This window comes from Vibrio sp. T13N (assembly GCF_032970445.1).
GTDB lineage: Bacteria > Pseudomonadota > Gammaproteobacteria > Enterobacterales > Vibrionaceae > Vibrio > Vibrio diabolicus.
Genome location: NZ_JAWJYE010000016.1, coordinates 1 through 23832, shown reverse-complemented (window position 1 = coordinate 23832; position 23832 = coordinate 1). Strand labels below are relative to the sequence as shown.

Annotated in this window: 19 protein-coding genes and 1 rRNA gene; 11 read left to right on the top strand and 9 right to left on the bottom strand. The window is 46.9% G+C overall.

Annotated features, from left to right (window positions below):
* The first annotated feature begins 4 nt into the window (after nucleotides 1–4).
* Nucleotides 5–2422 (top strand): DNA topoisomerase (ATP-hydrolyzing) subunit B, encoded by a 2418-nt coding sequence (gyrB, locus tag R2S67_RS19910; protein WP_005394109.1) that lies wholly within the window; start codon nucleotides 5–7, stop codon nucleotides 2420–2422.
* A gap of 12 nt (nucleotides 2423–2434) precedes the next feature.
* Here gyrB and R2S67_RS19905 read toward each other — a convergent pair whose 3' ends face one another.
* Complete coding sequence (locus tag R2S67_RS19905; RefSeq protein WP_301572338.1) at nucleotides 2435–2710, bottom strand: hypothetical protein; 276 nt, start codon at nucleotides 2708–2710, stop codon at nucleotides 2435–2437.
* A gap of 57 nt (nucleotides 2711–2767) precedes the next feature.
* Here R2S67_RS19905 and R2S67_RS19900 point away from each other — a divergent pair, with 57 nt between their 5' ends.
* Together R2S67_RS19900 and R2S67_RS19895 are read left to right on the top strand one after the other, a co-directional pair.
* Nucleotides 2768–3184, top strand: a complete 417-nt coding sequence (locus tag R2S67_RS19900) for a GreA/GreB family elongation factor (protein WP_225462342.1) — start codon at nucleotides 2768–2770, stop codon at nucleotides 3182–3184.
* Nucleotides 3185–3716: 532 nt separating this feature from the next.
* On the top strand, nucleotides 3717–4154 hold the full coding sequence (locus R2S67_RS19895) for an Hsp20 family protein (RefSeq protein ID WP_005458680.1): 438 nt from the start codon (nucleotides 3717–3719) through the stop codon (nucleotides 4152–4154).
* A gap of 84 nt (nucleotides 4155–4238) precedes the next feature.
* Here R2S67_RS19895 and R2S67_RS19890 read toward each other — a convergent pair whose 3' ends face one another.
* From R2S67_RS19890 to glyQ, 4 genes are all read right to left on the bottom strand, one after another.
* Nucleotides 4239–5492 carry a valine--pyruvate transaminase gene (locus R2S67_RS19890; protein ID WP_114324064.1) on the bottom strand — a complete coding sequence of 418 codons (1254 nt, stop codon included), beginning with the start codon at nucleotides 5490–5492 and terminating at the stop codon, nucleotides 4239–4241.
* A 221-nt stretch (nucleotides 5493–5713) separates the two neighbouring features.
* On the bottom strand, nucleotides 5714–7798 hold the full coding sequence (locus R2S67_RS19885) for an alpha-amylase (protein ID WP_317346713.1): 2085 nt from the start codon (nucleotides 7796–7798) through the stop codon (nucleotides 5714–5716).
* 217 nt (nucleotides 7799–8015) lie between these two features.
* Nucleotides 8016–10082 carry a glycine--tRNA ligase subunit beta gene (glyS, locus tag R2S67_RS19880; protein ID WP_317346712.1) on the bottom strand — a complete coding sequence of 689 codons (2067 nt, stop codon included), beginning with the start codon at nucleotides 10080–10082 and terminating at the stop codon, nucleotides 8016–8018.
* Between the two features lie 12 nt (nucleotides 10083–10094).
* Nucleotides 10095–11012, bottom strand: coding sequence for a glycine--tRNA ligase subunit alpha (glyQ, locus tag R2S67_RS19875; protein ID WP_048625586.1), 918 nt, complete (start codon nucleotides 11010–11012; stop codon nucleotides 10095–10097).
* A 484-nt stretch (nucleotides 11013–11496) separates the two neighbouring features.
* Here glyQ and R2S67_RS19870 point away from each other — a divergent pair, with 484 nt between their 5' ends.
* Nucleotides 11497–12051, top strand: coding sequence for a TMEM165/GDT1 family protein (locus R2S67_RS19870; RefSeq protein ID WP_012841256.1), 555 nt, complete (start codon nucleotides 11497–11499; stop codon nucleotides 12049–12051).
* A 206-nt stretch (nucleotides 12052–12257) separates the two neighbouring features.
* A complete protein-coding gene (locus R2S67_RS19865; protein ID WP_031780377.1) occupies nucleotides 12258–12518 on the top strand; it encodes a hypothetical protein in 261 nt (86 codons plus the stop codon).
* 42 nt (nucleotides 12519–12560) lie between these two features.
* Here R2S67_RS19865 and tusA read toward each other — a convergent pair whose 3' ends face one another.
* Entirely contained in the window at nucleotides 12561–12809 is a 249-nt protein-coding gene (tusA, locus tag R2S67_RS19860; protein ID WP_104969977.1) for a sulfurtransferase TusA, read from the bottom strand.
* 133 nt (nucleotides 12810–12942) lie between these two features.
* Here tusA and R2S67_RS19855 point away from each other — a divergent pair, with 133 nt between their 5' ends.
* Entirely contained in the window at nucleotides 12943–13125 is a 183-nt protein-coding gene (locus R2S67_RS19855) for a hypothetical protein (RefSeq protein WP_005394131.1), read from the top strand.
* Between the two features lie 166 nt (nucleotides 13126–13291).
* A complete protein-coding gene (locus tag R2S67_RS19850; RefSeq protein ID WP_317346711.1) occupies nucleotides 13292–14236 on the top strand; it encodes a LysR family transcriptional regulator in 945 nt (314 codons plus the stop codon).
* Nucleotides 14237–14287: 51 nt separating this feature from the next.
* Here R2S67_RS19850 and R2S67_RS19845 read toward each other — a convergent pair whose 3' ends face one another.
* From R2S67_RS19845 to fadB, 3 genes are all read right to left on the bottom strand, one after another.
* On the bottom strand, nucleotides 14288–15268 hold the full coding sequence (locus R2S67_RS19845) for an MDR family oxidoreductase (RefSeq protein ID WP_047010269.1): 981 nt from the start codon (nucleotides 15266–15268) through the stop codon (nucleotides 14288–14290).
* 281 nt (nucleotides 15269–15549) lie between these two features.
* On the bottom strand, nucleotides 15550–16725 hold the full coding sequence (gene fadA / locus R2S67_RS19840; RefSeq protein WP_074190071.1) for an acetyl-CoA C-acyltransferase FadA: 1176 nt from the start codon (nucleotides 16723–16725) through the stop codon (nucleotides 15550–15552).
* Between the two features lie 14 nt (nucleotides 16726–16739).
* Entirely contained in the window at nucleotides 16740–18911 is a 2172-nt protein-coding gene (gene fadB, locus R2S67_RS19835; RefSeq protein WP_317346710.1) for a fatty acid oxidation complex subunit alpha FadB, read from the bottom strand.
* A 261-nt stretch (nucleotides 18912–19172) separates the two neighbouring features.
* Between fadB and R2S67_RS19830 the strand changes: the two genes are divergently transcribed.
* From R2S67_RS19830 to R2S67_RS19815, 4 genes are all read left to right on the top strand, one after another.
* Entirely contained in the window at nucleotides 19173–19796 is a 624-nt protein-coding gene (locus R2S67_RS19830) for a YigZ family protein (protein ID WP_005378891.1), read from the top strand.
* 46 nt (nucleotides 19797–19842) lie between these two features.
* The gene (locus R2S67_RS19825; protein ID WP_005378893.1) at nucleotides 19843–21300 is read left to right on the top strand and encodes a TrkH family potassium uptake protein; all 1458 of its coding nucleotides are present in this window, start codon (nucleotides 19843–19845) and stop codon (nucleotides 21298–21300) included.
* A gap of 9 nt (nucleotides 21301–21309) precedes the next feature.
* Complete coding sequence (hemG, locus tag R2S67_RS19820; protein ID WP_104974672.1) at nucleotides 21310–21837, top strand: menaquinone-dependent protoporphyrinogen IX dehydrogenase; 528 nt, start codon at nucleotides 21310–21312, stop codon at nucleotides 21835–21837.
* Between the two features lie 403 nt (nucleotides 21838–22240).
* Nucleotides 22241–23793 (top strand): 16S ribosomal RNA (locus R2S67_RS19815).
* Nucleotides 23794–23832 lie beyond the last annotated feature (39 nt).

Sequence of the window (23832 nt, the reverse complement as noted above, 5' to 3'; positions counted from 1 at the left end):
ACTCATGTCTGAAAATTACGATTCATCGAGTATTAAGGTACTGAAGGGTCTGGATGCGGTACGTAAGCGTCCAGGAATGTACATCGGCGATACGGACGACGGCACCGGCCTTCACCACATGGTTTTCGAGGTGGTGGATAACTCAATTGATGAAGCGTTGGCAGGTCACTGTAAAGACATCGTTGTGACAATTCATGAGGATAACTCGGTTTCCGTTAGCGATGATGGTCGTGGCATTCCAACAGAAATCCACTCAGAGGAAAATGTCTCTGCAGCAGAAGTAATCATGACGGTACTTCACGCGGGTGGTAAGTTCGACGATAACTCATACAAAGTATCGGGTGGTCTTCACGGGGTAGGTGTTTCAGTGGTAAACGCGCTATCTGAGAAAGTTGAGCTGACGATTCATCGTGGTGGCCATATCCATACGCAAACCTACCGCCATGGTGAGCCTCAAGCGCCACTAGCCGTTGTGGGTGATACGGATAAAACCGGTACGCAAATTCGTTTCTGGCCAAGTGCCGAGACCTTCTCTAACACTGAGTTCCACTATGACATTCTGGCGAAACGCCTGCGTGAACTGTCATTCCTGAACTCTGGTGTATCGATCAAATTGGTTGATGAGCGTGAAGCGGACAAACATGATCACTTCATGTATGAAGGTGGTATTCAAGCGTTCGTTGATCACCTAAACACCAACAAAACGCCAATCATCGAAAAAATCTTCCACTTTAACTCAGAGCGTGAAGACGGCATTTCAGTTGAAGTGGCGATGCAATGGAACGATGGTTTCCAAGAGAATATCTTCTGTTTTACCAACAATATCCCACAGCGTGATGGTGGTACTCACCTTGCTGGTTTCCGTGCTGCGTTAACACGTACATTGAACAGCTTTATGGATAAAGAAGGTTTCTCTAAGAAAGCAAAAACAGCGACTTCAGGCGACGATGCGCGTGAAGGTCTAACTGCGGTTGTTTCGGTGAAAGTTCCTGATCCTAAGTTCTCAAGCCAAACAAAAGACAAACTGGTTTCTTCTGAAGTGAAATCAGCTGTTGAGTCTGCAATGGGTGAAAAACTGTCTGAGTTCCTGATTGAGAACCCGACAGAAGCGAAGATGGTTTGTTCGAAAATCATCGATGCAGCACGTGCACGTGAAGCAGCGCGTAAAGCTCGTGAAATGACGCGCCGTAAAGGTGCACTAGATCTAGCTGGCCTTCCAGGTAAACTTGCAGACTGTCAGGAAAAAGATCCGGCACTCTCTGAACTATACATAGTGGAGGGTGATTCGGCAGGCGGCTCCGCAAAACAAGGCCGTAACCGTAAGAACCAAGCAATCCTACCGCTAAAAGGTAAGATTCTTAACGTAGAAAAAGCACGTTTCGACAAGATGCTGTCTTCGCAAGAAGTAGCAACGCTGATCACTGCACTTGGTTGTGGTATCGGTCGTGACGAGTACAACCCGGACAAGCTGCGTTACCACAACATCATCATCATGACCGATGCCGATGTCGATGGTTCGCACATCCGTACGCTACTATTGACCTTCTTCTATCGTCAAATGCCAGAGCTTATCGAGCGTGGTTACGTGTACATCGCTCAGCCACCACTTTACAAAGTGAAAAAAGGCAAACAAGAGCAGTACATCAAAGACGAAGAAGCGATGAACCAATACCAAGTATCATTGGCTCTGGATAATGCATCGCTACACGTAAACGCAGAAGCACCAGCATTGGCAGGTGAAGCACTAGAGAAGCTTGTTCAACAGTACAATGCGGGGATTAAACTGGCGGAACGTATGAGCCGTCGTTACCCAAGTGCTTTGGTAAACGAGTTGATTTACACTCCTCGTCTAACGCCTGAGCAATGCCATGACGCATCAGTTGTTGAAGCGTGGACGAAGCAGCTTATTGAGCAGCTGAATGCGAAAGAAGTGGGCGCGAGCCAATACAGCTACGAAGTTGAGCAGCACGAAGAACTAGGCTTAAACTTGCCTAAGATCGTGGTTCGTACTCACGGTGTGACGCACGAACATGCAATTAGCATCGATTTCCTAAACTCGAAAGAGTACGGCAAATTGGCTGATCTATCAGAAGCACTGGATGGGCTTCTGGAAGAAGGCGCGTACATCAAACGTGGTGAGCGTACGATGCCAGTAGCAAGCTTTGCAGAAGCGCTTGATTGGTTGGTTAAAGAGTCAATGCGTGGTCTGAGCCGTCAGCGTTACAAAGGTCTAGGTGAGATGAATCCAGATCAGCTGTGGGAAACGACTATGGACCCAGAAACGCGTCGCATGATGCAAGTAACGATTGAGGATGCGGTAGGCGCAGACCAATTGTTCACAACACTGATGGGTGACCAAGTAGAACCTCGTCGTAACTTCATCGAAGAAAACGCGCTGAAAGTAGCGAACTTAGACGTGTAACGACAACTTGTCTTAATAGAAAAAAGCAGCGAGAAATCGCTGCTTTTTTTGTTTTAACCACCAATGAAAATCGCCACTTTCTGCCAAGACTTTGGTTTTTCTGGTGCTAATTGCCAATAACCTGATCAAGCTTGCCATTTTATTTCTGTTTTCTTTTTTTCTCGCCATTTTGTTCGCTTGGGCGCTTTTGCTTTCTTTTTTCTGCTCGCTATAGTGCTGAAGAGCTGATGAATAAGGAGGTTGAGAAAATGGTGATGACTTTCCTGAACTAAGCCGGAGGTGATGCACTTCCGGTTCAATGCACTGAATTTATTTGTAAGACAAGGCATTAAGAAGGAAATAATCATGTTTGAACGCTGGTTCTCGGCGTACTGTTTGGCGCTGCGAACTTGGTGGTTAACCAGTCGCTTTTTAACCTATCAATCACCACTAAGGTTGTTGTCACTCTTTGAAACTTACGAGCAACAAGCCCATTGCCGTAACCGAGCTCGTATTGCGGTTGGGGACACGGTTCGCTTAGTGGATGTTGAACGCGCCTATCAATATCGCATGACGTTAGTCAGCTCGCGCAAGGGGCAACCGATGACAGGTATGCTCGCGGTCGATTCTTATTTGGGGTCTCGATTGTTAGGTCGAGCTAAAAATGATGCGCTCGAAGTGGAAATTTTTAATCAGCGACGCTGCTTTGTGATTACTGAAATTGTTCATCAATCGCAGCCACCAGCTCAGAAAATGCTGTGTGGTTGTCTGTTGTGCCAATAAATAGAGGTGAAGTCATGAGTAAGAAAGACAAAAAACAACCACAGTTGAGTCTGAAAGAAAAGCGTAAGTTAAAACAGGAAAAAGCGGCAGAAAAGAGCGTTGTAAAAGCGCGTAAATCCTCCCGCAAGTAGAGTGCAGATTAAGCCCACCAGAAAGGTGGGTTTTTTAATACCGATCGCAAAGCGAGGGTAAACTGACCTTTCTGGGGAGATAGCAAGCGCACTTAAAATTTTTTATTTTTTCCCTTGAAAGTCATTTTTGACGACCTTATATCTAGTTGTGAAGAGGATGACTGGCTTGCTAGAGACTAGAAGACAGCCCTCTGGAATCGCTAAAACGAGATCGCTCAAAAGAGGATATGGCGTTTTAGCACACAACCTAAACCTTTAGACTTCCTATCATGTCTCCGAGCCAAATGATGGCCTGCGGAATGATAAGAATCTCTTAGCTCGGCGTTGGTTTTTGCATAAACACGCCTGTGAGATGAACGTCATCTGAGCTAAGACTATTGCTTAATTAAGAGGATAGATTTATGCGTAACGTAGATTTCTCACCACTATACCGTAATGCAATTGGCTTTGATCGTCTGCTAAACCTGATGGAAGCGAATACAGCGAAAAATACTTCTGGCGGTTACCCTCCGTACAACATTGAGCAAAAAGACGAGCATAACTACCGTATTACTATGGCAGTTGCTGGCTTCTCTGAAGACCAACTCGATCTGACTCAAAACGAAAACATGTTGATTGTGAAGGGCGAACGCAAAGCAGAAGAAGGCAAAAACTACGTGTACCAAGGCATTGCTGAGCGCGACTTTGAACGTAAATTCCAGCTAGCGGATTACGTCAAAGTGACTGGCGCATCAATGGAAAACGGCTTATTACATATTGATTTGGTTCGTGAAATCCCAGAAGCAATGCAACCACGTAAAATTGCTATCGGTGGCAACAACCTGCTAGAAAGCAACTAATCAGCAAGTTATTTGCCTTATAGAGTGAGAAAGAGCGCCAGTTGGCGCTCTTTTTAATTTGTGTCTTTGATGTGGGAGTTTGCTTTACTGACCTTGCTGGTAAGCCTTTTCAACTTCTTCCGCGATAATCGCAATCCCTTTCTGCATCATCTCATCGTCTTGAACGTAGTTCATGCGTAAGCACTGATGAGCATGGTCCCACTCGTCTTTCTGACCAATAAAGAAGTACTCACCCGGAACAATCAATACGCCACGCGCTTTCAAGCGTTGGTACAACTCCATTGTCGTAATTGGCAGCTCATCAAACCATAACCACAAGAAGATCGCCCCTTCAGGTTTGTGAATACGGAAGCGCTCATCGGTAATCGCTTCTTGCAGCAGTTCAACCGCACGTTGCGACTTCTGCTTGTAAAACGGCTTAATCACCTCTGAACTCAGTTTAAGCAGGTCGCCTTTAGCGATGATGTGGTTTGCCAGCGCTGGACCCACACTGCCTGGTGCTAGGCTGATGATGCCGTTCATATTGGTTAACGCTTGAGTGATTTCTTCACTCGCAATCACAATCCCGCAACGCACGCCAGGCAAGCCAAGTTTGGATAGGCTCATGCACAAGATGGTGTTTTCATTCCAGAACGGTTCGACATCTTCAAAGATGATGTTCGGGAACGGCAAGCCGTAGGCGTTATCGATGATCAGTGGGATGTTGTTTTCACGTGCGAGTTTGTCCAGTTTACGCACTTCTTCGTCTGTCAGTACGTTACCCGTTGGGTTGGTTGGGCGAGATGCGCAGATTGCCGCAACAGAATCGTCGACGGTTAGCTGTTCAAAATCGACGTGGTATTTAAACAATCCGTTATCTAACAGCTCGATTTCTGGGTGGTAAGAGACAAAAATATCTTCATCAATGCCAGCATCACCATAGCCGATGTACTCAGGCGCGATAGGCAGTAGCACCTTCTTATGCGAACCGTCAGGCTGTTTACCTGCGAGTAAGTTGAACAAGTAGAAGAAGCCACTTTGGCTGCCGTTAGTTAGGCTGATGTTCTTCTCTGAAATGTCCCAACCGTAAGTTTCACGGAATAACTGAGCCAGCGCTTTCACGAACGCATCTTTACCCTGTGGGCCATCGTAGTTGGCTAGGGCGGCGACGAGCTCTCCACTGGCGAGCATTTCCTCACTGGCTTGGTGAAAATAATCGAGCATGGCAGGAATGGCGGCTGGGTTGCCTCCACCGAGCATGATGGCACCTGGTGTGCGTAGACCATCATTCAAATCGTCCATTAACTGCGTGATACCTGAATACTGATTAAATTTTTCACCAAACTTTGAGAACTGCATGCTGACTGATACCTAATTCATTGTGATTGCTTATGTGTATTGAATGCTGATGAAACATCAGCTTATAGAGTAATACTTGACCTTACCCTAATGTTATTACGACGCAAAGTGTGAATTTACTCGAAGAAGAAAAAAGTTTGTCATCAGACCAGATGATGGGGATATGAGCAGTGAATAAAAAAGGGAAGCGAAATGCTTCCCTTGCTGGTGGAGTGAATCGGCTATTCGCCAGTGTAGACGATCAGCACTTTGTCGTCGTGGTATTGGCGCTCGAACGCGTAATACTCTTCTTGATTGCGAGTGATGTGTTTGCCTTGCGCAACCGCTGGGTGGCGTTGACGGAACTCGCCGAGTTTTTGCCAATGTTGCAGCAAGTCTTCACGTTCGCCATGAATCTTATCCCATGGCATATCAGAGCGAGTACCTTGAGTAGGGTCGGAACCGGTAATACCAAAATCACGAGCAATCTCATCGCCGTAATAGATTTGCACTGCACCCGGCGTCAGCATTAGTGCATTGGCAGCGCGTGCTTGGTCATCGAAGCTGCGGCTGCGTGCCGACCAAAACAGTTGAGTATCGTGCGAAGACAGGTAACTCAACACGTTGAACTCAGGATCGGAGTTAATACGTTCCGCGTAGCGGCGATAATCGCTATCGAGTTGCGCAAAGCATTTCAGCGCTTTTGGTGCTACATCAGATTGGAACTCGAAGTTGATGATGGAATCGAAGCCGTTATCGAAATACGGGCTTTTCACCACGCTGTGCGCCCATACTTCACCCGTCATCCAGAAAGGTAGGTCATCCAAGGCTTTATCTGGGTTGTTTTGCTTCCACTGGGCAAGCGCTTGGGTGGTGCTGGCTTTCAGCTCTGCCCACGCTTCCATTTCAACGTGTTTGGCCGTGTCAATGCGGAAGCCATCAATGCCGTAGTCGCGTACCCAGTCGGATAACCACGTAATCAGATGTTCACGTGGGGTTTGTAGCTCATCTTGCGCATTGGTGTCTTTATTGCGGAAGAAGTTTGGTAGTCCGGTTTTCTGAGTCGATTCGGTTTTTAGATCCGGTAGGTAGTTCAAAGACATGGTGATGTCGTTGTAGCCCGGAGCATCGTAGTCACCAATGTCGGTGCGGATCCAATCTTTGCCCCACCATTTATCCCACGCTTCGCTATCACTGTATTTGATGTAGTCGTTGAAGCTGTGCCAGCTTTGTCCTGATTTTGGCTGCCAGTCGGTCCATTTTTCACCAAGGACTTCTTTGGCTTCTTGGTCATCAAGGTAAAGCTGACCAAATCCGAATTCCTGCATGTCTGCTAATGTTGCGTAGCCAGTGTGGTTCATGACCACATCCCAAATCACGCGGATGCCTTTCTTGTGGGCAGTATCGACGAAGGTTCTGAGTTCATCTTCGGTACCCATGTTGGCATCAAGCTTGGTCCAATCTTGATGGTAGTAGCCGTGGTAGCCGTAGTGTTTAAAGTCACCTTTGTCACCGCCGCCAACCCAGCCATGGATTTGTTCCAGTGGTGAGGTTATCCAGATAGCATTCACACCAAGCGATTCGATGTAATCGAGTTTTTTCGTCAGACCCGCTAAGTCACCACCATGGAAGGTACCAATCTCGTATTTCCCGTCTTTGCTGCGACCGTAGCTGTTGTCGTTGTCTGGGTTGCCGTTATAGAAGCGGTCAGTCATGACGAAGTACACCGTCGCGTTGTCCCAACTGAAAGGTTTTTCTGCTTGTTGCTCAACCTCTTCTAGTAACAACAGACCTTGGCTCATAGGGCCCGGCTGCATGGTTACGCTGCCATCTGTAACTATAGTTGCTTGTCCGGTTAAGGCATCGCGAACGACAGTGCCATCACTGAAGGTTTGGGCAACGTTGATGGTTTTTGGAGTATCGGTTGCGACAGGGCAAGAGTAGGTAATATCTTGATTCTGTTTGGGTTTGAGCCTAACAGTTAGCTCGTTAGTGGTTGGGTTGAGCGTAAATTGATAGGTGTTGGCTTTGAAGATGCGCAGCGGCATTTGGACATCTGTGGCGCAATTATCCATTTTTAATGGACGATTGAATTTGATGCGGCTTTCTTCTGCCAAAGCAAAGCTACTTCCACAGCTTTGATTACTGTCGGCAATGGTAAAGGTGTAGCTGCCTTTTTCGAGTTTTTGCTCGGCGACAAGTAAGCCTTGTGAGTTTTCCTCAAAAACTGCGGTGTCATCACCAACGCTTAATACGATGGCATTTTCTGGAATCTGGCTGCAGGCGCTCAGTAGACCGATAGAGAGTGCGAGAATTGTTTTTTTCATTGTGTCCTTCCCCCGAATAAACAGTCCAGTTATAGCAAAACTGTGCCTCTACAATCCGAGCTCTACACCAACAAGTTAAACGCGTCTCACCCTACAAATTTTAGTCTTGTTCACAAAATGAATAATAAGCGTCACCTTCATCGGTTTGAAGGCAACAAAAAAGGGAAGCATCTGCTTCCCTTTTACTTATTTCTTAATCACTTCGAAGAGTAATGAATTACTTTTGAAGGACAGAGATATCTGCGACCTGTAAGAACAGGTTGCGCAGGTTGTTCAGCAATGTCAGACGGTTCTTCTTAAGTGCTTCGTCGTCTGCCATTACCATTACGTTATCGAAGAACGCATCCACTGGCTCACGTAGATCTGCTAGCTTGCTTAGGGCTTCTTGGTAGTTACCGGTCGCAAATGCAGGCTCTAGTGCTTCAGTCATGACTTCAACGTTTTCTGCTAGTGCTTTCTCTGCGTCTTCTTGTAGCAATGCTAGGTCAATTTCTTCTGCAAGTTCGCCGTCGAATTTCGCTAGGATGTTACCAACACGTTTGTTCGCTGCTGCTAGAGACTCTGCCGCTTCCAGTTCACGGAAGTGAGAAACCGCTTTAACACGTTGGTCAAAGTCTGCTGGTTTAGTCGGACGACGAGCCAGTACCGCTTGAATGATGTCTACGCTGAAGCCTTCGTCTTGGTACCAAGCACGGAAACGACCAAGCATGAACTCAATCACGTCTTGTTCAACGTTGTCGTTGGTTAGGCGGTCGCCAAACAGTGACTTCGCTTTCGCTACTAGGTCAACAAGATCTAGGTTGTAGCCGTATTCAACGATGATACGTAGTACACCTAGAGATGCGCGGCGTAGTGCGAATGGGTCGCTGCCTTTAGGCGCTTGACCAATACCGAAGATACCTACGATAGTGTCTAGCTTGTCTGCCATTGCAACTGCTGTTGAAACGCCGTTTGATGGCAGTTCATCACCTGCGAAACGAGGCATGTATTGCTCATTCAGTGCGACTGCAACTTCTTCTGCTTCACCGTCGTGGCGAGCGTAGTGCATACCCATAACACCTTGAGTATCCGTGAATTCGAATACCATTGAGGTCATTAGGTCACATTTTGCTAGTAGACCAGCACGCTTTGATTTCTCAACGTCAGCACCGATTTGCTCTGCAATGTAGCCAGCAAGTTCTGTGATGCGGTCTGTTTTGTCTTTGATCGTACCCAGTTGCTTTTGGAAGATCGCTTGCTCTAGTTCAGGCAGACGGTCGATAAGCGGACGCTTACGGTCTGTGTTGAAGAAGAACTCTGCGTCAGCAAGACGAGGACGAACCACTTTCTCGTTACCTTCGATTACGTAACGAGGTTCTTTTGATTCGATGTTCGATACGAAGATGAAGTTAGGTAGTAGCTTCTTGTTTTCGTCATAAACAGGGAAGTACTTCTGGTCACCTTTCATGGTGTAAACCAACGCTTCAGAAGGCACTTTTAGGAACTCTTCTTCGAACTTCGCTGTAAGTACTACTGGCCATTCAACCAGAGACGTGACTTCTTCTACTAGGTCATCTTCTAGATCAGCGATACCGCCAACTTCTGCTGCCGCTTTTTGTGCGTCAGCTAGGATGATGGCTTTACGTGCTTCGTAATCAGCCATAACTTTACCGCGCTCTTCTAGGATTGCAGGGTATTGCTCAGCAGAATCGATAGTGAACTCTTGCTCACCCATGAAGCGGTGACCACGGATAGTGCGGTCAGAAGCGACACCAAGGATCTCGCCTTCGATTAGGTCGCTGCCCATCAGCATGGTTAGCGTTTTCACTGGGCGGATAAATTGAGTCGTTTTGTTACCCCAGCGCATTGGTTTTGCGATAGGTAGGTTTGCTAGTGCTTTCGCTGCAAGTTCAACAACGATCTCAGACGTTGGCTGACCTTTCACTTCTTGTTTGAACAGTAGCCATTCGCCTTTATCTGTAACCATGCGCTCTGCTTGGTCAACAGAAATACCACAACCGCGTGCCCAGCCTTGAGCCGCTTTGGTTGGGTTGCCTTCCGCGTCAAACGCTGCAGAAACCGCAGGACCACGCTTTTCAACCACTTTGTCAGACTGGCTTTCTGCTAGTGCCGCGACTTTAAGTGCAAGACGACGAGGAGCCGCAAACCATTTTACGCCTTCGTGAGCTAGCTCAGCGCCTTTTAGTTCTGCTTCGAAGTTTGCTGCGAATGCTTCAGCTAGCGTACGAAGTTGCGTTGGTGGTAGCTCTTCTGTACCTAGCTCGATTAGAAATTCTTTTGCCATGTTCTCTACCCCTTACGCTTGTTCTTTCTTACACATTGGGAAGCCAAGAGCTTCACGCGATGCGTAGTATGCTTCTGCTACTGACTTAGTCAGATCGCGAATGCGCAGGATGTAACGCTGACGCTCAGTTACTGAGATCGCTTTACGCGCGTCTAGTAGGTTGAATGCGTGACCTGCTTTTAGGATACGCTCGTAAGCAGGTAATGGCAGTGGCTTTTCAAGCTCAAGCAACTCTTTACACTCTTTCTCACACTGCTCGAAGAAACCAAATAGGAATTCAACGTCTGCGTGCTCGAAGTTGTAAGTCGATTGCTCTACTTCGTTTTGGTGGAAGATATCACCGTAAGTCACTTTGCTGCCGTCTGGTGCGATGTTCCAAACTAGGTCGTAAACCGAGTCTACTTCTTGGATGTACATTGCTAGACGCTCGATACCGTAAGTGATTTCGCCAGTGACTGGTTTACACTCAAGGCCGCCAACTTGTTGGAAGTAAGTAAACTGAGTCACTTCCATACCGTTTAGCCAAACTTCCCAGCCTAGACCCCATGCGCCTAGTGTTGGGTTTTCCCAGTTGTCTTCTACGAAACGGATGTCGTGTACAAGAGGGTCAATACCAAGAACTTCAAGGGAGCCAAGGTACAACTCTTGAATATTGTCAGGCGATGGTTTTAGCGCTACTTGGAATTGGTAGTAGTGCTGAAGACGGTTAGGGTTTTCACCGTAACGGCCATCAGTAGGACGACGTGAAGGTTGTACGTAAGCTGTCGACATTGGCTCTGGGCCAAGCGCTCGTAGACAGGTCATTGGGTGAGAGGTACCCGCACCCACTTCCATATCTAGCGGTTGAACAATGGTACAACCATTTTGAGCCCAATAATCCTGCAGCGCGAGGATCATTCCCTGGAAGGTTTTGATATCGTATTTTTGCATAAGTCAGGTTCGCGCGATTCTCTTGTTACTCGTTAATTCGTCATCTATGCCGAGTTTTTCAACTCTAACAACGGCGATAAAGAGTAATTACGGTTGAATAAATTAACAATCTAGTATAACCAGATATTGAGCATGGGAGTAGAGCTAATCTTGATTAATTCGTGGGCGATTTTCTCCTTTAATGAATTTTTACCGCGTTATCTGCTGTATTTTTCTTAAAAGGGAGTTTTTGCCTGCTTTGGCTCTTGAGAAGCGCAACAAAGGTGGCTAGAATTGCGCCTGTCTTTGGGGAGTAGCTTACCTGATGAAGTTTCTGTTTCATCTGGTTCGTCCGTCAACATAATTGGTGCAAAATCACCATGGCGTTCGAGACTTGAAGCCTTTCAAGTTTAGCAAGACCTTAGACAAATCATCACGAACCGGGGTAGGGGCGTGAGGTTTGTCTTTGGTTAAATATAATAATCCCTGCCCCAATGAGCATGTCGTGAGCGTTTTAGCTATTTCAATTACTACTGTAGCGTTAGCAGAAATTGGCGATAAGACCCAATTGCTATCTCTATTACTCGCAAGTCGTTACCGCAAACCAATACCAATTATTGCAGCAATCTTTTTGGCAACCATTGCCAACCACGCTTTGGCTGCATGGTTAGGTGTGGTTGTCGCTGATTATTTATCACCTGATATTTTAAAGTGGGTGCTGGTGGTCAGTTTTGTCGCGATGGCGGCTTGGGTGTTGATTCCTGATAAGTTGGATGATGACGAACAGATTTCAAACCGAGGTCCTTTCATTGCCAGCTTTATTGCTTTCTTTGTGGCTGAGATTGGCGATAAAACTCAGATCGCTACTTCTATCCTAGGCGCGCAATACGCGGATGCGCTGAGTTGGGTCATACTTGGCACGACCATTGGTATGCTGTTGGCTAACGTGCCTGTGGTGTTAATTGGTAAGCTTTCAGCAGACAAGATGCCCCTGGGTTTGATTCGTAAAGTCACCGCTATTTTGTTCGTGTTGTTGGCGATTGGTGCGGCCTTCTTTTAATGTTTTTAGGCGGATAACGCAGCCTGAAAATGGAAAATGTTATCCGCGAACAATCGTTAAAATGATGCAAATAATCAATAACTAGCGAATTAGTGGCGTAGCTCAAACTCTGACTTAAAATCGCTCCGTAGCGTGACGGATGACATATTAGTGTCATACTTGTCATGGTAGTTTAATGGTGTGAATGATAGCGAGAGGGCAAGTTTATGCTTACACGTTACATGGGGATGACCCCAAAGAGTCAGAGTTATTTATTCACCTTTGGTTTGGCGCTGTGCTTGTTAGCGATGGTACTGACTGATATGTGGTTGCCGATTGTGGCAGGATCGTTCGTTCTTACTGGATTAACAGTAGAGGCGTGGATTCGCGTAGCCCACATCATTCCTATGCATGAAGAGATGCGGGCAATGAAAAAACAACTCAACAAGCTCCAATCAGAAGTTCGCACACTCGAATACGATGAATAAACAAACGGCAGCCAATCGGCTGCCGTTTTTAATTCGACCAGATTATTCCAACCCTTTCTTGATCAGGTACTGATACGGAACTTGTTCCGTTTGTGCCGCGACTAATTGGTGGTCCATAAAACGGCAGAAACTCGGAATGTCTCGAGTCGTGGATGGGTCATCTGCTTTGACCAGCAAAATCTCACCATCTTGCATGTTGCGAATTGTCTTCCTGACCATCATCACTGGCTCTGGGCAGCGCAGTCCTTCCGCCTCTAATGTCTTTGTTGCCAGTTCAGGATTAAAGCTCATAGTGTGATTCTCGTAACTAACTTAGCGGTGAATTCTACGTTCGTTGAAAAAATATTCAATAACCACTTGGCAAACGGAATTTTTTGTTTTACCTTAAATTAACAATTTGGTAACAACTAGCAAGGGAGAGGCAATGTTAACAGCGTTAGACAGACTTACGATTTACTCCGTACTTTGTTTTATCTCGTTTTGTGCTTTGGTACTCAGAACGCCAGCTGACACCTCTTTGATGCCTCTTGTAGGCATGGTTGCCACTATTATTGGGATTTGGATCGAGATGCGCAAATGGTCAGGTGCATCTGAGCAAGAAAATTAGCGCTTTTTGCTTCGATCAGAATACTTTAATAACGCTCACCTATTTTTACCGACACTTCATTCCGACACTATCCCCATTTTTCTTGGGCTTCCCCGCTGAAAGGCGGGATTTTTTTTGCCTGAAGAGTACAATTTACCCAAACACATACAAAATAAGTGGCTAATTCGTGGAACTGGAAGACATCTATCGCCGAGATTTAAATTTACTGGTTGCGTTGCGAGTACTGATAGAAGAAAACAGCGTCAGTAAGGCGGCAACACGTCTGAATTTGAGTCAATCGGCAATGAGTCGTGTGCTTGGTCGTCTGCGTGACTTATTGGGAGACCCGCTGTTTACTCGTCAGGGACAGCATTTGATCCCAACTCAGAAAGCGTTAGAGATCGATCGCTCATTAGGTGAGCCATTAGAGTCTTTACGTCAGTTGTTATCTCCGGTTGAGTTTGACCCATTGCAATGCGTACAGACTTTCAACATCGTGACCACCGACTATGCCATGCAAACGATCTTACCGTTCGCTTTGCCGAGAATTTACCAAGAAGCGCCGAATGTGTCGTTTAACTTTTTGCCTTTGCAGCATGACCGTTTATCCGATCAGTTGACTTATGAAGGGGCAGACTTAGCGATTTGTCGCCCGACAGGTCCGGTGGAGCCGCTACGCAGTGAAGTGTTGGGGCGAGTGGGGGTGCTGTGTATGCTTTCAAAACAGCATCCATTAGCGGATAAAGAAATGAGCTTGAATGATTATCTGAGTCATCCACATGCTATGATCGCCATCAGTGATGGTGTTAAGGCACTGATCGAACAAGCTTTGATGGAGAAACCTAAGCGTAAAATGGTTCTGCGGGCTTATCATTTAGAGGCTGCATTGGCGATCATGGATACCTTGCCAATTATCATCACAGTGCCAGCGGACTTGGCGTATCTGGTTGCCGAGCGTTATGACTTGGTGGTGAAACCATTACCATTCCAATTTACTCCATTTGAATACTCGATGATTTGGCATGCGCGTTGCGAGCATTCTCCTGCTCAAGAATGGTTAAGAACGATTGTGCGTGAAGAATGTAGCCGTCTAATAGCTAAGCGTATCGAAGATATGGGACTAAACTGCTAACAAAAAGAGCCAGCAATGCCGGCTCTTCGTCTGTTTACGCTGAGTCAGTGTTTACAGCTTGATAACCACACGACCCGTTACTTGACCGTTGGTGATGTCTTCTGCGTATTTTGGTGCTTCTGCTAGTTCTACTTCAGTACATGCTTGCTCGAAATAGCTGTCTGGTAGTAGTTCAACCAGTTTTTCCCATGCTGCGATGCGTTTCTCTGTTGGACACATTACTGAGTCCACACCTTGTAGACGAACGTTACGTAGGATGAACGGCATCACTGTAGTTGGTAGATCAAAACCACCTGCAAGACCACAAGCGGCGACTGCACTGTTGTAATCCATTTGCGCCAATACTTTTGCTAGTACTTTGCTGCCGACGGTATCTACCGCACCTGCCCATACTTGCTTTTCAAGTGGACGTGCTGGTTCTTCAAATTCAGTACGGTCAATGATGCGGCTAGCACCTAGTTTTTCAAGTAGCGGACCGTTTTTCTCTACACGTCCTGTCACTGCTGCAACTTTGTAGCCAAGCTGCGCTAGGAGCGTTACTGCTACCGAGCCTACGCCGCCACTTGCGCCCGTTACTAGGATTTCACCAGCTTCAGGTTTGATGCCTGCATCAAGCAGTGCTTGAACACATAGCATACCAGTGAAGCCAGCAGTACCAACCATCATTGCTTTTTTGCTGTCTAGACCTTTTGGTAGTGGCACTAGCCAATCCGCTTTTAGACGAGCACGTTGAGCCATGCCACCCCAATGGTTTTCACCCACGCCCCAGCCAGTTAAGACCACTTTGTCACCAGCTTGGTAACGCGAATCTTCAGAACTTACAACCGTACCCGCTAGATCAATGCCAGGTACCATCGGGAAGTTACGGATGATTTTACCTTTACCTGTGATCGCCAAACCATCTTTGTAATTCAACGATGAGTAATCGACTTCAACCAGAACGTCACCTTCCGGCAGTTGTGTTTCATCGATTTGCTCGATACTAGCGATAGTGCGTTTGTCTTCTTGGTTTAGAACTAGAGCATTAAACATAAGGTTCTCCGAAATTGCGTTAGCGTGACTCAGTTGCCACATACAGCAAGATATTAACTGTCTATAAGTTTATGTCTTCTCTATCTATGAATAAAATGAAAGTTACTCATTTCATGTATGCTTTGTATGCATATTTACTGTGTTTGGCGTAAAACAAAGGGCGACATCTGATGTCGCCCTTAAGTGTAATACTAAATTATTTTAGTATTTATTCATTTCATTCTGGTTGTTGAGTAGATCACTACGACCATCGTCGTTTTGAGCCTACTTCACCCCAAGCGTTAAGGCCTCTCAAATACGGTCGCTATACCCTGACCCAAACCGATACACATAGTGGCTAGACCATATTTCGCATCTTTCGCTTCCATTAGGTTGATCAACGTTGTTGAGATGCGGGAACCAGAACAGCCTAGTGGATGACCCAATGCTATCGCACCACCGTTAAGGTTGACCTTCTCATCCATCACATCAAGCAGACCTAAGTCTTTAGCACACGGCAGAGACTGCGCTGCAAATGCTTCGTTTAGCTCAACCACATCCATGTCTTCAATTGAAAGACCAGCACGCTTGAGCGCTTTTTGCGTCGCAGGTACAGGGCCGTAACCCATGATGGATGGATCGCAACCTGCGATCGCCATGCCCTTAATACGTGCGCGAATTTTCAAGCCAAGCTCATTGGCTTTCTCTTCACTCATGATCAGCATCGCTGATGCGCCATCAGATAGCGCCGATGATGTACCGGCTGTTACTGTACCGTTTGCTGGGTCAAACACAGGACGAAGCTGAGACAGACCTTCAACGGATGTTTCAGGGCGAATCACTTCGTCGTAATCCAGAGTGAACAGTGTACCGTCAGCCGCATGGCCTTCAATTGGTAGGATTTCGTTTTTAAAGCGACCCTCTACGGTTGCTGCGTGCGCACGAGCGTGAGAGCGCGCGGCAAACTCGTCTTGTTGCTCACGGCTAATGCCATGTAATTTACCAAGCATTTCAGCCGTTAAGCCCATCATGCCCGCAGCTTTTGCTACGTTCTTTGACATACCAGGGTGAAAGTCTACCCCGTGGTTCATCGGCACATGCCCCATGTGCTCAACGCCACCAATTAGGCAGATTTCAGCATCGCCAGTCATGATCGCACGTGTACCGTCATGCAGCGCTTGCATGGATGAGCCACACAAACGGTTAACCGTCACAGCGCCAATTTCAATCGGCAGGCCCGCGAGTAGCGCGGCATTACGTGCAACGTTAAAGCCTTGCTCTAGTGTTTGCTGTACACAACCCCAGTAGATGTCTTCAATCTCGCTTGGGTTCACTTGTGGGTTACGTGCAAGAATGCCTTTCATTAGACGCGCAGATAGATCTTCTGCTCGTGTATGACGGAAAGCACCACCTTTAGAGCGACCCATTGGAGTACGTAGACAATCGACTACGACAACATTTCTTGTTTGATTAGTCATTTTAGAATCCCTCCTTAGATAGAACCTTGCTGTTGTGCACCGTAAAAGCTTTCACCTTTCGCCGCCATATCAATCAGCATTTGCGGTACTTGGTACATCGCACCTAGCTCGGCATGTTGTTTTGCCATTTCAACGTATTCAGCAATACCCACGCTGTCTAGATAGCGGAATACGCCACCGCGGAATGGAGGGAAACCAAGACCATAAACCAATGCCATGTCTGCTTCCTGCGGAGTAGCGATGATGCCTTCTTGAAGGCACAGCACAACTTCGTTGATCATTGGAGTCATCATACGTTGAATGATGGTCTCATCGTCAAAGTCCTGCTTATCGGCACAAACGTCAGCAAGTACTGGTAAGATCGCTTCAGAGAAGGTTTTCTTCGGCTTACCTTTTTTATCTATGGTGTAGCTGTAGAAGCCATTACCATTCTTCTGACCATATTTGTCTGCTTCGAATAGTGCATCAATCGCATCACGACCTTGTTTACCCATACGCTCAGGGAAACCCTCTGCCATCACAGCTTGTGCGTGGTGCGCGGTATCAATGCCGACTACGTCAAGCAAGTACGCCGGTCCCATCGGCCAGCCAAACTTACGCTCCATGACTTTGTCGATTTTCGTAAAGTCAGCACCATCACGAAGTAGCATGCTGAAGCCGCCAAAGTATGGGAACAATACGCGGTTAACGAAGAACCCTGGGCAGTCATTAACGACAATTGGTGATTTGCCCATTTTCGCAGCATACGCCACAACACGATTGATGGTTTCATCAGAGGTGTGCTCACCACGGATAATCTCAACAAGAGGCATACGATGCACTGGGTTGAAGAAGTGCATACCACAGAAGTTTTCTGGGCGTTTTAGTGATTTTGCCAATAGGTTGATTGGAATCGTCGAGGTGTTTGAGGTGATAACGGTGTCGTCACCGACATGGGATTCAACTTCACTCAAAACTGCTGCTTTTACTTTCGGATTTTCAACGACAGCTTCAACAATCACATCAGAGTTCTCAATACCTGCGTAATGTAGGCTCGGTGTGATTGACGCTAAAATACCCGCCATCTTAAAGCCATCAATGCGACCGCGAGATAAGCGTTTATTCAGCAGCTTAGATGCTTCAGTCATGCCTAGGTCGAGCGACGCTTGTGCGATGTCTTTCATTAAGACAGGCACACCTTTTAGCGCTGATTGGTAAGCAATGCCGCCACCCATGATACCTGCACCTAATACGGCTGCACGTTGCGTGTCTTTACTTGCTGACTTCGCTGCTTTTTTCGCAATGCCTTTGATGTATTGATCGTTAAGGAATAGGCCAACCAGTGATTTTGCTTCTTCCGATTTAGCCAATTTCACGAAGTGCTTACGTTCAATGTCTAACGCTTCATTACGTGCAAAGCGAGCACCTTCTTCAATCGTGATAACGGCTGTCATTGGGGCAGGGTAGTGAGGACCAGCTTTCTGTGCCACTAGACCTTTCGCCATGGTGAAGCTCATCATCGATTCTAGCTTACTCAGCGTTAGAGGAGATGTTTTCTGTGCTCGGCGTGCTTGCCAGTCAAGTTTCTCATTAATTGCAGAGTTAAGAGTTTGTAGTGCCGATTCGTATAAAGCATCAGTCTCTACAACAGCATCGAGTAAGCCAATTTTCAATGCTTCATCAGCTCGGCATGCTTTACCTTGGGTGATGATTTCCATTGCGCTGTCTGCGCCAATAACGCGAGGTAAGCGTACACAACCACCAAAGCCCGGCATGATTCCCAGTTTCGTTTCTGGTAGGCCGATGCTGGTGGTTTTGTCACCAATACGCATGTCTGTTGCTAGTACACATTCACAACCGCCACCAAGAGCGTGGCCTTTGATCACTGAGATGGTCGGAACGGGTAAGTCTTCTAATTTGTTAAAGATGCTGTTAGCAAATTGCAGCCATTGGTCGAGCTCGGTATCCGTTTTAGCAAACAGACCTAAAAACTCGGTAATGTCTGCGCCTACAATGAATGCGTCTTTATCTGAAGTGAGCAACAACCCCTTGAGGCCTTGATGGGCAATGAGCGCATCAAGAGCTTTATCTAGCGATTCCAATGTCGCTAGGTCGAGTTTGTTGACGGATTTTGGAGAGCAGAAGCTTAGCTCTGCAATACCATCTTGTATTTCCTTTACCTGTAGGGTTTCGGCTTGGTAAATCATTGTCTATCTCCATGACATACAATCGTGGATTGTCTGTATACCTATTTCAACGACGCCGTGTACCTCGGCAAATAGGTATCGAGGAAGTCGTTTTATTTTTGTTCTGGTTTGACCAGTAAAGTTAGTTTGGATCGTGGATTGTCTAATTTCAATACATTTTTTAAACAAGTGTTTAACATTGTGCGCTGTGGCAGATCTTATGCGACGGGTAAATCACACTCGTGATAGACTTCAGGCAAATAGACCTGAATCCATAATCCTATGAATGACAAGCCTTATCTGATTCCAGCAGAGCCCGCTCAATTTGAAGAGGAAATTAAAAAGAGCGTCTTCATTACTTATTTGGCACACACGCCAAGTATCGAAGCAGCAAAAGCATTTGTTGATCAAATCAAAGCTAAACACGCTGATGCCAGACATAACTGTTGGGGCTTTGTTGCTGGTCGCCCGGAAGATTCAATGAAATGGGGCTTTAGTGATGATGGGGAGCCGTCCGGAACTGCAGGCAAACCGATCCTGGCGCAGCTGTCTGGCTCTGGGGTGGGGGAAATCACGGCAGTGGTCACGCGATACTCTGGTGGAATCAAGTTAGGTACAGGCGGCTTGGTTAAAGCGTATGGGGGTGGGGTACAACAAGCGCTCAAGCTGCTTCAAACTATTGAGAAAAAAATAACCACAAAGCTCAGACTAACGTTAGACTATGGGTTTATGCCGATCGCACAGTCAATCATGCCGCAATTTGGTGCGATAGAAGTCGAGGCTGAATACAGCGATCAGGTGGTATTAGTGGTGGAAATTGAGCTTCGAGAAGTGAGCGCGTTTACCCAAGCAATCATCAATAAAAGCGGGGCAAAGGCAATTGTCACTCCGCTAGACGGACAATAATGAAAAACAGGAAGCAACAGGGACAGCTTCGCTAGTCAATTTATCCATGCAATTTCGTTCAATTATTCGAATCGTCGGGCTACTGCTCGCACTCTTTAGTGTCACTATGCTTGCGCCAGCACTCGTTGCGCTGATCTATCGAGATGGTGCAGGTGTGCCTTTTGTCACGACATTTTTTGTTCTGCTGTTTTGTGGGGCCGTTTGTTGGTACCCAAACCGCAGGTATAAGCACGAGCTTAAAGCTCGAGATGGCTTTCTTATTGTCGTTCTGTTCTGGACAGTACTTGGCAGCGCAGGCTCGATCCCCTTTCTAATAGCTGACAACCCGAACGTCTCAGTGACAGATGCGTTTTTTGAATCGTTTTCTGCTCTCACGACGACCGGGGCGACCGTTATTGTTGGTTTGGATGAGTTACCTAAAGCAATTCTATTCTATCGACAGTTACTGCAGTGGTTCGGCGGTATGGGGATCATCGTATTAGCGGTGGCGATTTTGCCAGTACTTGGCATCGGTGGTATGCAGCTTTACCGCGCCGAGATCCCTGGTCCAGTCAAGGATACTAAAGTGACGCCGCGCATAGCAGAAACTGCTAAGGCGCTTTGGTACATCTATTTGAGCCTGACTATCGCCTGTGCTTCGGCTTTTTGGTTAGCTGGTATGACGCCATTTGATGCCATCAGTCACAGCTTTTCCACCATTGCCATTGGTGGCTTCTCTACCCACGATGCCAGCATCGGATACTTTGATAGTTACGCGATTAACCTGATTACCGTGGTTTTTCTGCTTATATCTGCATGTAACTACACGCTGCACTTTGCTGCATTTGCATCAGGTGGCGTACATCCCAAGTATTACTGGAAAGATCCTGAGTTTCGCGCCTTCTTGTTTATTCAAGTGCTGCTATTTATCATTTGCTTTCTATTATTACTGAAACATCACTCTTACACATCGACATACGATGCTTTCGATCAGGCTCTGTTCCAAACCGTATCAATATCCACAACAGCGGGCTTTACGACAACAGGTTTTGCGGATTGGCCGCTCTTCTTACCTGTGCTGTTATTGTTCTCTTCCTTTATAGGTGGTTGTGCTGGTTCAACAGGCGGCGGCATGAAAGTGATCCGTATCCTGCTTCTTACCTTACAAGGTGCGCGTGAACTAAAACGTTTAGTCCATCCACGCGCGGTTTACACCATCAAAGTAGGTGGCAGTGCCCTACCGCAACGTGTTGTCGATGCGGTTTGGGGCTTCTTCTCCGCATACGCATTGGTATTTGTGGTTTGTATGTTGGGGTTAATTGCAACAGGAATGGATGAGCTCAGTGCGTTCTCGGCGGTGGCTGCGACTCTGAACAACCTCGGTCCTGGCTTGGGAGAAGTGGCGCTTCACTTTGGTGATGTTAACGACAAAGCAAAATGGGTATTGATAGTTTCTATGCTGTTTGGTCGTTTGGAAATCTTTACCTTACTTATTCTACTTACGCCGACGTTTTGGCGTAGCTAAGGGGAAATCGTGGCAAAAGCATTATTTCTATACTCTTCCCGCGAAGGGCAGACTAAAAAAATTCTCCACTATATAGATGAACAACTTCCAGACTTCGATTGTGAGTTGATGGATTTACATAATGTCGAGACGATTGATTTCAGCCAATACGACAGAGTATTGATAGGCGCCTCTATTCGCTATGGCCATCTTAATAAAAAGCTATACCAGTTTATTGAGCGAAACCTCAATCAATTGGAGCAAAATAAAGTGGCATTTTTCTGCGTAAACCTAACCGCTCGTAAAGAGGACCAAGGAAAGGATACACCTGAAGGTAGTGCTTACATTCGCAAGTTTCTAATTAAGTCTCCTTGGAAACCAACGCTAATCGGTGTTTTTGCTGGTGCACTTTATTACCCACGTTACAGCTGGTTCGACAGAACTATGATTAGGTTCATTATGTCGATGACAGGTGGCGAAACCGATACGACCAAAGAAGTGGAATACACCAATTGGGAAAAAGTGGCTCTTTTCGCAGATAAATTCAGAGAACTGTAGAAATAACGTGCTCTTTTGACTGCTTTTGATGCAAATTTATCCGAACGATAAAAAAATCAAAAAAAACGAGAAAAAGGGCTTGCCAATGTGATCGCAATCTCTATAATGCCACCTCGCTGACACGGCAACGCTTCGAAGCTTAAGTTTCGAAAGTTAGAAGCCAAGTTAGCAAGCCAAATTAGCCAAGCGGAAACGCTTGAAGAAAGTTTGAAAAAAGTGATTGACACTAAACTTTAACTCGCTAAAATGGCCGTCCTGTTTTGAGCAAAGCTCAACAGGAAAGCTCTTTAACAATATAGACCTATCAATCTGTGTGGGCACTCGTTGATGATAATCCAATTAGATACCTCGGTATCAAATTAGGTTTCAATGAAACAGTATTCATTGAGCCGAACAAAATCTTAAATTGAAGAGTTTGATCATGGCTCAGATTGAACGCTGGCGGCAGGCCTAACACATGCAAGTCGAGCGGAAACGAGTTATCTGAACCTTCGGGGAACGATAACGGCGTCGAGCGGCGGACGGGTGAGTAATGCCTAGGAAATTGCCCTGATGTGGGGGATAACCATTGGAAACGATGGCTAATACCGCATGATGCCTACGGGCCAAAGAGGGGGACCTTCGGGCCTCTCGCGTCAGGATATGCCTAGGTGGGATTAGCTAGTTGGTGAGGTAAGGGCTCACCAAGGCRACGATCCCTAGCTGGTCTGAGAGGATGATCAGCCACACTGGAACTGAGACACGGTCCAGACTCCTACGGGAGGCAGCAGTGGGGAATATTGCACAATGGGCGCAAGCCTGATGCAGCCATGCCGCGTGTATGAAGAAGGCCTTCGGGTTGTAAAGTACTTTCAGTCGTGAGGAAGGCGKYGTCGTTAATAGCGGCRTYGTTTGACGTTAGCGACAGAAGAAGCACCGGCTAACTCCGTGCCAGCAGCCGCGGTAATACGGAGGGTGCGAGCGTTAATCGGAATTACTGGGCGTAAAGCGCATGCAGGTGGTTTGTTAAGTCAGATGTGAAAGCCCGGGGCTCAACCTCGGAATAGCATTTGAAACTGGCAGACTAGAGTACTGTAGAGGGGGGTAGAATTTCAGGTGTAGCGGTGAAATGCGTAGAGATCTGAAGGAATACCGGTGGCGAAGGCGGCCCCCTGGACAGATACTGACACTCAGATGCGAAAGCGTGGGGAGCAAACAGGATTAGATACCCTGGTAGTCCACGCCGTAAACGATGTCTACTTGGAGGTTGTGGCCTTGAGCCGTGGCTTTCGGAGCTAACGCGTTAAGTAGACCGCCTGGGGAGTACGGTCGCAAGATTAAAACTCAAATGAATTGACGGGGGCCCGCACAAGCGGTGGAGCATGTGGTTTAATTCGATGCAACGCGAAGAACCTTACCTACTCTTGACATCCAGAGAACTTTCCAGAGATGGATTGGTGCCTTCGGGAACTCTGAGACAGGTGCTGCATGGCTGTCGTCAGCTCGTGTTGTGAAATGTTGGGTTAAGTCCCGCAACGAGCGCAACCCTTATCCTTGTTTGCCAGCGAGTAATGTCGGGAACTCCAGGGAGACTGCCGGTGATAAACCGGAGGAAGGTGGGGACGACGTCAAGTCATCATGGCCCTTACGAGTAGGGCTACACACGTGCTACAATGGCGCATACAGAGGGCGGCCAACTTGCGARAGTGAGCGAATCCCAAAAAGTGCGTCGTAGTCCGGATTGGAGTCTGCAACTCGACTCCATGAAGTCGGAATCGCTAGTAATCGTGGATCAGAATGCCACGGTGAATACGTTCCCGGGCCTTGTACACACCGCCCGTCACACCATGGGAGTGGGCTGCAAAAGAAGTAGGTAGTTTAACCTTCGGGGGGACGCTTACCACTTTGTGGTTCATGACTGGGGTGAAGTCGTAACAAGGTAGCGCTAGGGGAACCTGGCGCTGGATCACCTCCTTATACGATGATTATTGCGATGAGTGTTCACACAGATTGATA